Below are 10,943 nucleotides of genomic sequence, written 5' to 3'. Positions count from 1 at the left end.
AAACACTCACTATGACGCCAGACTATCTTTGGAATGGCAAAACTCTAGACCAACAACTTGCTGGGTGGTCTGGTATTTGGGGCGATAAAACAGCGCTGATCTATCAAGAACAGCAACTAACTTACCGTGAATTGCACCAATCCGCAGAGAGATTAGCCAGCGGATTATTTCGTCGTGGGGTCCGTCGCGGGGATAACGTTATGGTACAACTGCCTAATCGTATTTCCTTTGTCGTTACCTGTTTTGCCCTGTTTAGGTTAGGCGCTCATCCGGTGTTATTAATGCCGACCCAGCGGACACATGACGTTCATGCCCTTTGCCAGATTGCACGCCCGGTCGCTTACATTATTCCTGATTGCATCCATGATTTTGACTACCGGGAAATGGCACGAGAAATTGCAGCATCTTGTCCCGATTTGAAACACATTATTGTTGATGGAGTGGCGGAGGAATTTACCGCATTGGCCTCCATTGATGATGAACCGGCAAATATTCCCGGTCCAAGCTATGGTGATATTGCTGTATTGTTGCTTTCAGGAGGAACGACGGGTACGCCGAAATTAATTCCCCGTACTCACGATGCTTATACTTATGATTTTGTGCTCTCTGCGCGCCTGTGTGCAGTAACCACGGAAAGCGTTTATTTAGCTGTGCTGCCTGTTGCACACAACTTCACATTAGGCAGCCCCGGTATTTTGGGTACCCTTTCTCAAGGCGGCAGTGTTCTTCTGAGCGATACCGCCAGTTGTGATGAGGCCATGCCGCTAATCGAACAACACAAAGTGACCCATCTGGCATTAGTACCGGCTTTGGCACGGCTCTGGGAACAGGCCCGCGACTGGGAGCAAAGCGATCTTTCATCCCTACGCTGCTTGCAAGTAGGTGGAGGCAGGTTGACGCCAGAACTGGCGGAACAGGTAATAGCACGCCTTGGACCTTTGCAGCAGGTGTTTGGTACAGCGGAAGGATTACTCTGTTATACCCGATTGGATGATCCTCATGAGGTCATTATTAATACTCAAGGACGTCCGTTATCAGAAGAAGATGAGATCAAAATTGTCGATGCCAATTTGCAACCTGTAGCACCCGGTGAGGTAGGAGAGCTTATTACACGTGGCCCCTACACCATCACGGGATATTACCGTGCAGAACAGCATAATACCGTGGCTTTCACCACCGATGGATTCTATCGTACAGGCGATCTGGTGCGTATGACCTCAGATGGCAACCTGATCGTTGAGGGCCGAATTAAAGAACAGATTAACCGCAGCGGTGAGAAAATTTCGACTCAAGAAGTTGAGACCTTGTTGCTGCAACACCCGGATATTGATGATGCGGTTGTCATTTCTGTGCCTGATGAACTGTTGGGTGAACGAACTTGCGCTTGTTTACCTAACAATGGCAATCAACCAGAACCGGTGCAGATAGAGGAATTTCTACAGCAGAAAGGGGTTCAGCGTCATAAAATTCCTGACCAATGGTTGTGTGTCCCATATTGGCCGTTAACTACGGTGGGAAAAATTGATAAACGCCGCTTGGTACAGATGGCACAAGCAGAACATGGCTGTCCAATGCAGCAATATCATGAACAAATAGTCTCAATTGCCAGCACTCCGTTAGATTTGGTTACGCATTTGCTTTCGGATGACAATGCACAACCTTATATGCTTTATGAAGTAAAAGGTGAATGGTCGTTGGGGATAGGCTGTGCGGCGACTATTAGTGCGGATGCATCGGGGCAATTGATTGATCCACAGGGTAATCGTCATCCATACGATATCAGCACATTGAGCCAAAAACTGGAACAGGCGCTTAATGCCCTACCCATTCAGGATTGGCGGGCCTATGGAAGAACTTTATTTGAATTCTCCCACATGACATATGGGTTGCCATTAGCACAACAAAACGAAGCGTTAATAAAAATCACCATTCCACAACATGAATTACGCATAACTCAAGGACAGGTTCTGATACGAACACTTGAAGAAGGTCAACTCGCCATATTAAGTGAGAAAATTAGCCAGGCTGATCAATTAGGCACACCCGTTTTCTCATGTACAGAAGATATGGCAATCATTAATCAGCCAGACGTAGCAAAATATTATCAGGATAACGTCGCCAATGCGGTTAAGGACATTGCCGCGGGCCACTACCAGAAAGTGATCCTGTCACGTCGGGTTGAACTTGGCTCAGACATTGATATGCCACACAGTTACTGGTTAGGTCGTCAGGCTAATACACCTGCCCGCTCCTTCTTCTTACGGGATGAAGACTTCTCTGTTTATGGTTTCAGTCCAGAAACCGTGGTTGAAGCAGATGGTTCAGGTTGGGTCAGCACGCAACCATTGGCTGGAACTAGAGCATTGACACATGACAAAGATCAGGATCAACGGTTGAGAGCGGATTTGCTTTCTGACCCGAAAGAGATCTCCGAACATGCCGTTTCAGCCAAATTGGCATTAGAAGAGCTGTCGCCGATTTGTCAGGCTGAAACACTTTGTGTGTCAGAATTTATGGCGATTCGTGAACGGGGTTCAGTACAACATTTGGCATCACGGGTGAAAGGATTACTACAAACAGACAAAAATCGTTGGGATGCGTTTATCGCCCTATTCCCAGCGGTGACCGCTTCGGGGATACCAAAAAAACCTTCTTTACAAGCAATTTCACGTTATGAAGGCGAACCACGCCGGCTTTATAGCGGCTGTGTCATGTTATTGGATAGCTCAGGTAAACTGGATGCGGCGTTGGTATTACGTTCTCTCTATCAGTATCAGGGGCGCTGTTGGCTCCAGGCGGGTGCGGGATTAGTAAGAGATTCAAAACCAGAAAGAGAATGGCAGGAAACTTGTGAAAAACTTGACTGCATTATGAAATACGTTCGCCCTTACTTTGGCAAAAAAGAGTAAAGAAGTAATAACACTTCCGGGAAAACCAGAGCTGTCTCTGGTTTTCCCTAAACGACTAATTTTCTACTATGCTTAACAGGTCACCTCTAATTTTTCCTTCCGTGACAACCAGTAGCTTAAAAAAACTAACAAATAGATATCAGCTTGCAACTATTCCTGCTGGTACCCATTTTACCTGGAGGTAACAAATATGTTCTCTCGTCGTGATATCTTGAAGGCATCCGCAATTGGCGCGGCGGCTGCTAGCATGGGCGGTATGATTAAAGCTGCCGCTGCTGATGAACAACACAATACAATCACTGCTGGTAATAATAAACCGTCAACAAATGCCAAAAGTTTGTATAAATATAAATTCACCGATAGCAAAAAACGGATATTGGAAAATGGATGGGCACGGGAAGCTACAGTAGAACAATTTCCGATATCTGAAGGTGTTGCTGGTGTTGATATGTTACTTAAACCCGGTGGTGTCCGTGAACTTCATTGGCATGCTATTGCCGCTGAATGGGCATATATGCTTGAAGGTCATGCGCGTATTACCATTATCGATCCGGAAGGCAAAAGTGAAGTAGCCGATTTTGGCCCCGGCGATATATGGTATTTTCCTAAAGGTCATGGTCATTCCATTCAGGCGCTTGCAGATGGCGCGCATTTTATTCTGGCTTTTGATAACGGGCACTTCTCAGAATTTGGCACTTTCAGCATCACTGATTGGATAACGCATATGCCGAAAGAGGTGCTTGAGAAAAGCGTCAACATGCCGGCATCTGTTTTTTCTAACATTAAACAGGGTGAAGCTTATATCGTCGGTGGCCCTATCCCGCCAAAACTTCCCCTGCCCGCTGACGATGGAGGATTGAACGATGCTCCACTCACCCACCGTTACGAGCTTTTGAAAAATAAACCCTTCTTTGAGAACGACGCAGGGAGTATTTATCGTGCTTCATCGAAGGAATTTCCCATTTCTACAACGATCACCGGTCTCATAGAGACGGTTAAACCTGGCGCAATACGTGAATTACATTGGCATCCGAATGCCAACGAGTGGCAATACTACATTTCAGGCAAAGGACGTATGACCGTGTTTAGTTCCCACGGACACGCACAAACCGCAAAATATGGGCCAACTGATGTTGGTTATGTGCCACAAGGATTTGGTCACTATATCGAAAATATTGGCGATGACGATCTTACAGTGCTGGTTGTGCTGGATAATGGTATTTACGAAGATATTTCACTCTCTGATTGGCTAGCTAAAACTCCGTCTTATCTACTGGCGGATAACTTCAATAATAAGCCTTCCGACTGGGTGGATCGTCCTAAGGATAAGTTAGTTATATCACGCCGTAGGAGTTGAGATATTACACCGTGGTATATTGAAGCAACTTACATAACCTTGTATATCAGAAATAGCCTCGTTTACACGGGGCTTTATTTACAGTAGTGAAAATGATAAGAGGTCGATGTTAATACCAGAACCTAGGCCAGACTATTGATGTAATCGCCGTTGTTGAGCAACGGCGTAGCGAAATCAGTGCAGTACTGGATATAGATATTACACTTAAAGATTTACCTGATATAATTTATGATGTCATGTCACGATTATGAAGGAAGTATTGAATGTTCCAAATTGAAAAAGCGCCTATAACAACAATATTTATAGTATGTGTGACAATTGTTTACTCCACATTTGTTTCATATTCATTAACAGGTAATTTTATCAGCAAAATAAGTATTATAGATTTAGAGAGATATGGAGGATTAACACCGAATAGATTATATGAATTTGAATATTGGCGACTTCTGGTTTCTCAGTTCATACATGTTAAACAACTGCATATGGTCTACAATGTGTTATCACTTTCCATTCTAGGAATTTTATTAGAAAAACATCTTGGATCTAAATTTTTATTAGTTTTATGGTTTACTTCTGGTGCTTTGGGAACTCTTTATAGCACTAACTTTGTTAGTTATCCTTGGAATATTGGCACAGGAGCATCACAAGCTGTTTTGGGCGTATCTTCCTTTGCATTATTGTTGATTTTTGTCAAAGAGCATACCTCTAGTGTATTAAAGTTTGCTGTTGTTTTTTCCATGCTGCCGGCAATGGCTTTAGATTTTATTTATGCTCACTACCCTAAGCCAGGTCATGTTCTTTCTATTTGTATTGGGCTTGCAATGAGTTTGTTTTTCTATAGGAAAAATAAATCTTATTTTGATAATATTGCTATTTGAAAATAATAATTATCCACATTTAGCCCATAAGGCGTTTTACCTTTCAAGCCACTGTGTGGTCTGTGATAATTGCAAAACGCCTTCCATTTAACCAATACACTTTACTGCCAAGAAGATATTACTGAAAGAAACCGACTCTCCCTGTCAATAACGTTAGATGGTTATAATTTTTGATGTTATTTTTGATTTCCGTAACAAAACGCATAATATATATGACAGGATAAAAGCCAGCAAAGAATAGGCTATTATATAAACATATATATTTATGTAATTAAATTTCTCTAAAAATAAATTATGGACAAATTCGTTATGTATTTCAATAACAAAAATATTGTGAACAAGATATATACCTAGTATATTCTTGCTAATGTCATTTATTAATGATGGTATTTCGTTGATATTCAAATTAACCAAGAATAAAAACAGGCAAACCGAAGAAACCTGAAGGAATATATTATAAAATTTCCCATAAAAGAAGGTCATTCCCGTCCTGGATGAAATGATTGATAAAGATATCAATGATATAATAAAAAATACCAGAAGCATTATGTGTTTACAGGAAAAAGTCTTTATTTGAGGTTTAGTTAGCCCTAAATATCCGCCTATCAAGAAACTAATCAAACCCTCAACTTGGAACGGAAGCAAAATATTGAATGGGATTAGGGAAAAAGAGAATTGGTAATCTGTTAGTGCATTCAGCAATGTAAGATTAGAAATTATAAGCATTATGACAAGTATTTTCATAATCCCCTTTGCATTTGTTTCGTTAAATGTGTTACGCATTAGTGGTGTTAATATATAGAGGGAGACAATTGCAAATATAAACCATAAATGGGTGGCATCTGATGTGGTTCTACTAACATTAATATAATTTAGAAAATCAATAGTAGGCACTGTTGTAAATTTACTGATAAAACATGTGTCATACAAATAATAAAAGATAAGCCAAAACAACAATACAGTTAATATCCCTTTGGCTTTATTAATGATGTAATCCACCTGCTTTTCATGTTTGTTATTTAGTAAGAAATAGCCACTGCACATAAAAAATAACGAGACCCCTAACTGACCAATCTGCCTAAAAAAATACAAAACCACGTCATTATCATCACGCAACAAGAAAAATAAAGTAACGTGAGAAATTACAACGAAAAATATAGAAACGATCTTTAATAAATCTATGGTTAATATTCTCATTTTTTGACTCTTAAATAGATAAAATGAAGTTTGAAATTTTTGGGGCAAGCCTGGCCATACCTATTTTTGATGGATGCAAACCATCGGACACTGTGCCCAAGCTATTGCTGGTCATAATATCGATATTTCCTTCATTGAATCCAGATTGTTTTAACAAATCCAGATATGGGATGGAGTGTTTTTCGCAAATTTCCCGACAAACGTTGCAATAGTCAGACAAGTAGTACCCTTTGGAGTTTTTACTATTCATACCTCTTTGTACTGATATTGGCGTTGTTATAATAAACCCTATTCTCGCTAATGGGTATTTTTTGGTAATTCTAGTCATTAATAACTTCATCCCCCCAATAAATGTCAGAGAGGTTTTGTCTTTATAATCACCTATTTCCACCCCTCCATAGGAGCCGAAATCAAATCCAAAATCATTTACCCCTCCCCATATTGTAATAACATCTGGATTGCTTCCCATTTTTTCATATCTTAAACAAATGGCTGAATTGTCATTTTTATCTTTTTGGGCTATGCATGTTCCCCCTATTCCGTAGTTTTTCCATTCTTTTAGACCTAAACTTTTAGTCACTATTGGTTGATACCACCCTCTTTCAGTTATACTGTCTCCGAGGGTAAACCAATACCCTCCCTGCAAATGCGATTGAATATAAGACATTCACTTTCATCCTTCTAAAAATAAAATGTAGACCGACTGGCTTTCTATCAGTATCGAATGTTAGCTGGAACGCGAAATGGAAAAAAACGTGTTTAACTTTGAAATGCAAACCCGGCCGATTTGTAGCAAGTTCCAGTTCACTTGCTGACAGCGATAAAAATTCCAACTGTAGTCCTTTACCAAAATCAGGAAGCGCATACAGAGCGAATTGCTTCGCATTCATTAACACAATGAGTCTTTTACTTTTATTGGTAGCTTGGTCTATATGACGAGTCATCATCCTGATCCCATGCAAATCATGTCCGTATGAGGATCGCTGACCGGATAGTGAAAATTAATTTAGTCACTGCGGTTGGATCTCAGATAAAGTTGTCTCATATAAATAGTACGATATCAACCCCTTTTACGACCCTTTAATCGTACACATGCATAACAGAAATACAGATTGGCTATCATAAACAAATTATTTGATTAGGCACTAAAAAATTACGATAGTGATAATTAGTTTGCTAAATAAATGGCTGATAAATTAGCTAAGGAGAAAAATGGATCTGAAACATAATATTGAATTACTGACCTCCTGAGTTTAATAACAAAAATGCCGATCTTGAATATCGGCATTTTACAGCGAAAGAGGAGATTAATTTAATGCTTTAACATTTCAATTTTATCCCGGCTAAGTCCGGTAGTGGTGACAATAATGTCCAGACTGACACCATGTCGTAATAATGCGCGAGCCGTTTCCAGTTTACCTTCCTCTCTACCTTCTGTTCGGCCTTGCTCGCGACCTTTTTGTTCAAACTGTTCTGCAATAGTCATCAACATCGTTTCATGCTCCGGAGATTGTTCAATCAGTTGATGGACAAATTGGGAGAGATCCTGCGTATGTCCATTCAGTAAAATATAGCGTAACACAACATTGAGCTGCTCGGCTGTATTATACCCCGCATTCAAGAGTTCCACCAAGTGGGGGACCCATTCCAGCATATCCCGGCAGCGGATGTGTTTTTGCACCAGTTCCATCAGGGCAACCCCTTTATGTGTCAGGATTTCTTCATCGCTGAGCACACTGACGTCCACCAACGGAAACGCCTGACGGTATAAGCGAGCAGCCTGTTCAGGGAGCGTAAAACAATCCAGCCACCGGTTTGAGTAAGGATAAGGACGAACCTCGCCATGATAAAACAGCAGAGGCGCCACCAAAGGGAGTTCAGTATGGCCTTTTTTCAGGTGAGCCGCCATCGCTGACATGGCGTAATACATCAACCGCCAGGCCATCAACGGGTCAGGGGTGGACTGATGTTCAATCAGACAGTAGATATAACCTGGTCCCTGAGCTGTTTCAACCGAATACAGCACATCACTGTGCAGTTGACGTAAATGCCGGTCCACAAAACTGCCGGGTTCCAGTTTCAATGTGGCTAAATCACACAACGACTGGATCTCTTCGGGCAGATAAAGGGATAAAAACTCCCTGGCCGTTTCAGGTTGGGTTAAAAAATGTTTGAATAATGCGTCATGGTGAGGCCGTTTTTCTTTCTTTGCCACAATCCGTTTCTCTGTCTTATCAGTTAGTCATCGCTGCTCATCGCCAAGGCTATAATATCTCTGGAAGACCCGCAACCAATGAACAACATATTATCATCTGCCTCCGGCCAATCAATGAGTTCCATTACTGAATATGATTCCCTCTTCAGAACCTTTCTTTTCGGTGATTATACATTACCATGAATAGTGTTATCGACTTTTGGCTATTGTTAACCGTATCCACCACATTTATCCTCTTAAACACCAACCGTTATCCCATTTTTATAAAAAACTACGTTTGATTATGCACAAAATGGGATAACCATATATTTAAAATGAGAGGATAAAATGTCTGATTCCAGAGTGGAACGTAACAAAGCTGTTTTCCGCTTATTACTTGAAGGTGCAATGCCGAATTGGCCATCCAGATCGGTTACGGTCTCAAGCTCAATTAATTTGCATCATCTTTTCTCTGCAAAGATTAATTGAGTCTCTGCTTGATTAATTTATCCCCTTGGGATGCAGTCTGGGGATAAGCATTAATACTGTCCCTGCCTTTAATCTCCCTATTATCCGTTAAAAAATGAGAGCTGTGATATGAATGAGACCATTGAACTCCTGCTTAACCACAGAAGCGATCGTAGTTTTCTTGATAAAGATATTCCGGAAGATGTACTCGATAACATTATTAAAGCGGCTTACCGCGCCCCTACCTCAGTTCATTCCCAACAAGTATCAGTGATTGTCACCAGAGACCAGAAGACCAGAGAAAAAATCACTGAACTCTCCGGAGGTCAGAAATGGATAGCACAGGCACCGGTCTTCCTGACATTTGTGCTGGATCTGTATAAGACCCACAGGGGACTTGAATTCGTCAGGGAAAAACAGTTAGTCCATACCAGCATCTTTTACACTTGTCGGTAGTACAACACTTTCTGGCAACATAAATTCGACCACAGCAAACGTTTTTTCTGGGAGATTACCGATCATGAGGGTAAACACTAGTCCGGTTCGTTCTGTATACTTGGCAGTAGCTTCCATATTTAGTCCAATTGATATTTCACAGTAATCGTCCAGCAAAAAGCACTATGAACCTAATTGGAACTTGAACAACCAGACATTTTATCGGAATTACAGCCTTCATAAAGTAGGGAAACTACATCGCCGTTATTCCATCTGCCGACAAAGTCCATTGCTACGATTCCGAGAGTTGGCTTATCGTGGCCCGAGTATGCAGGTTGGTAGGTATGAATAAGCCAATTTTTAAGGCTTTTGTTCATATAAAAAGCATAATCAAGAGTGAAATCAGGGCCGCTGTATGCACTCGTGTTAGTCAGATATAGAGTATCCCCACTATCTTTCAATGCCTTTTCGAGATGATTAACGACAAGGTGATATTTCTCCTTCTTCCCAGGGTTATCATAGTGATCTTCAATGTCCATTGATGTCCAAGCTATCCCAGGCAACCCTTTATTCCTTGAAATGACAACAATCTTCCCTCTGACATCACCAAGCTTTGGAATTTGGCAATCGTCATGAAAGAGCGGAGAGTATTTGTCCTTGTAGCGCTTGAAAATAGCATTGAATAGTTCGTCCGGTTCCTTTGATTGCTCTTGTTTGATACTCATCAAAATCGTTTCTAATGGATTAGCTTTAAGAAAATTCTCACAGTCATTAATTACCTTATCGAATATGATGTATTCATTGATGATCCCGTGATGTATGTTGAAAATCCACCTGCCCTCATAGCCATCAATGATAAATCCCCTATTATTCGTCTCAGCATGACATCGGATATCTAAATAGCGAATTCCTAATTGCAATTGATCCGATATTGATAAATCCTGGCATTGAACCATTCCCGATATATTCCTGTGGGCACAACTTTCATGTGTTCCCGGAATAGTGATATGACTCAAAAGTCGATTATCATCATGTAATCGTCCCATCCAAGCATTAGGAGCCCATCCTGACAGTGAATTTTCGGTTTGATGGTTAATATTTAATTTTTCATCGATATTATTACGGTTATTATCCATATTCATTTCTCACTATATTAACTTAAGTTGTCTAAGAGGTATTTAGCGTATGACATAGAGCGGCATTATTATTCTCAAGTATAGCTACTATTTTGCAAAAATTAGAAACTCACTAATAATAGGAAATTAAGGCAGGTAATTATTGAAAAATATAGTGATTATATTATAAGGTTAATCATAATAGAGTAAACAGATTAAAATAATGCCCAGAAATCATCTTCTCCTATTATACTTACAAATAAAAATCAACATATTGGATTTTTATTATCTCAATCATTGTATAAATCAGTAACTCAATAAATATATTATATGTCGTAATCAATAATCTAAAGAAAATATTAAGATCAAAATTTTTTTAAAATAAATTAT

Annotated in this window: 8 protein-coding genes; 4 read left to right on the top strand and 4 right to left on the bottom strand. The window is 40.3% G+C overall.

Annotation, left to right across the window (positions count from 1 at the left end; all coding sequences use genetic code 11):
- The first annotated feature begins 11 nt into the window (after positions 1 to 11).
- The 3 genes from V2H77_RS15965 to V2H77_RS15955 all read left to right on the top strand — a co-directional run bounded on the left by V2H77_RS15965 (position 12) and on the right by V2H77_RS15955 (position 5,144).
- Complete coding sequence (locus V2H77_RS15965; RefSeq protein ID WP_445935541.1) at positions 12 to 2,909, top strand: salicylate synthase; 2,898 nt, start codon at positions 12 to 14, stop codon at positions 2,907 to 2,909.
- Between the two features lie 190 nt (positions 2,910 to 3,099).
- Positions 3,100 to 4,266 carry a cupin domain-containing protein gene (locus V2H77_RS15960; protein ID WP_341499592.1) on the top strand — a complete coding sequence of 389 codons (1,167 nt, stop codon included), beginning with the start codon at positions 3,100 to 3,102 and terminating at the stop codon, positions 4,264 to 4,266.
- Between the two features lie 263 nt (positions 4,267 to 4,529).
- Positions 4,530 to 5,144 carry a rhomboid family intramembrane serine protease gene (locus V2H77_RS15955; protein ID WP_341499591.1) on the top strand — a complete coding sequence of 205 codons (615 nt, stop codon included), beginning with the start codon at positions 4,530 to 4,532 and terminating at the stop codon, positions 5,142 to 5,144.
- A 153-nt stretch (positions 5,145 to 5,297) separates the two neighbouring features.
- Here the strand turns inward: V2H77_RS15955 and V2H77_RS15950 are convergent, their stop codons facing one another.
- The 3 genes from V2H77_RS15950 to V2H77_RS15940 all read right to left on the bottom strand — a co-directional run bounded on the left by V2H77_RS15950 (position 5,298) and on the right by V2H77_RS15940 (position 8,556).
- A complete protein-coding gene (locus V2H77_RS15950) occupies positions 5,298 to 6,341 on the bottom strand; it encodes an acyltransferase (RefSeq protein ID WP_341499590.1) in 1,044 nt (347 codons plus the stop codon).
- 10 nt (positions 6,342 to 6,351) lie between these two features.
- Complete coding sequence (locus tag V2H77_RS15945) at positions 6,352 to 7,008, bottom strand: SGNH/GDSL hydrolase family protein (RefSeq protein WP_341499589.1); 657 nt, start codon at positions 7,006 to 7,008, stop codon at positions 6,352 to 6,354.
- 645 nt (positions 7,009 to 7,653) lie between these two features.
- The gene (locus tag V2H77_RS15940; RefSeq protein ID WP_341499588.1) at positions 7,654 to 8,556 is read right to left on the bottom strand and encodes an Rpn family recombination-promoting nuclease/putative transposase; all 903 of its coding nucleotides are present in this window, start codon (positions 8,554 to 8,556) and stop codon (positions 7,654 to 7,656) included.
- Positions 8,557 to 9,132: 576 nt separating this feature from the next.
- On the opposite strand from V2H77_RS15940, the gene V2H77_RS15935 reads away from it, so the two are divergent.
- On the top strand, positions 9,133 to 9,459 hold the full coding sequence (locus V2H77_RS15935) for a nitroreductase family protein (RefSeq protein WP_341499587.1): 327 nt from the start codon (positions 9,133 to 9,135) through the stop codon (positions 9,457 to 9,459).
- Positions 9,460 to 9,629: 170 nt separating this feature from the next.
- Here V2H77_RS15935 and V2H77_RS15930 read toward each other — a convergent pair whose 3' ends face one another.
- Positions 9,630 to 10,574 carry a phosphatidylinositol-specific phospholipase C gene (locus V2H77_RS15930; RefSeq protein WP_341499586.1) on the bottom strand — a complete coding sequence of 315 codons (945 nt, stop codon included), beginning with the start codon at positions 10,572 to 10,574 and terminating at the stop codon, positions 9,630 to 9,632.
- Positions 10,575 to 10,943 lie beyond the last annotated feature (369 nt).

Source organism: Photorhabdus sp. P32 (assembly GCF_038085095.1).
In the GTDB taxonomy this organism is placed as follows: domain Bacteria; phylum Pseudomonadota; class Gammaproteobacteria; order Enterobacterales; family Enterobacteriaceae; genus Photorhabdus; species Photorhabdus luminescens.
The sequence above is the reverse complement of the archived record's forward strand: the minus strand, read 5'-3'. Positions and strand labels throughout refer to the sequence as shown.

What these genes read in the sequence shown, in the direction of transcription:
- V2H77_RS15965 (WP_445935541.1), top strand. Translation starts at nt 12, where the DNA reads ATGACGCCAGACTATCTTTGGAATGGCAAAACTCTAGACCAACAACTT.
- V2H77_RS15960 (WP_341499592.1), top strand. Translation starts at nt 3,100, where the DNA reads ATGTTCTCTCGTCGTGATATCTTGAAGGCATCCGCAATTGGCGCGGCG.
- V2H77_RS15955 (WP_341499591.1), top strand. Translation starts at nt 4,530, where the DNA reads ATGTTCCAAATTGAAAAAGCGCCTATAACAACAATATTTATAGTATGT.
- V2H77_RS15950 (WP_341499590.1), bottom strand. Translation starts at nt 6,341, where the DNA reads ATGAGAATATTAACCATAGATTTATTAAAGATCGTTTCTATATTTTTC.
- V2H77_RS15945 (WP_341499589.1), bottom strand. Translation starts at nt 7,008, where the DNA reads ATGTCTTATATTCAATCGCATTTGCAGGGAGGGTATTGGTTTACCCTC.
- V2H77_RS15935 (WP_341499587.1), top strand. Translation starts at nt 9,133, where the DNA reads ATGAATGAGACCATTGAACTCCTGCTTAACCACAGAAGCGATCGTAGT.
- V2H77_RS15930 (WP_341499586.1), bottom strand. Translation starts at nt 10,574, where the DNA reads ATGGATAATAACCGTAATAATATCGATGAAAAATTAAATATTAACCAT.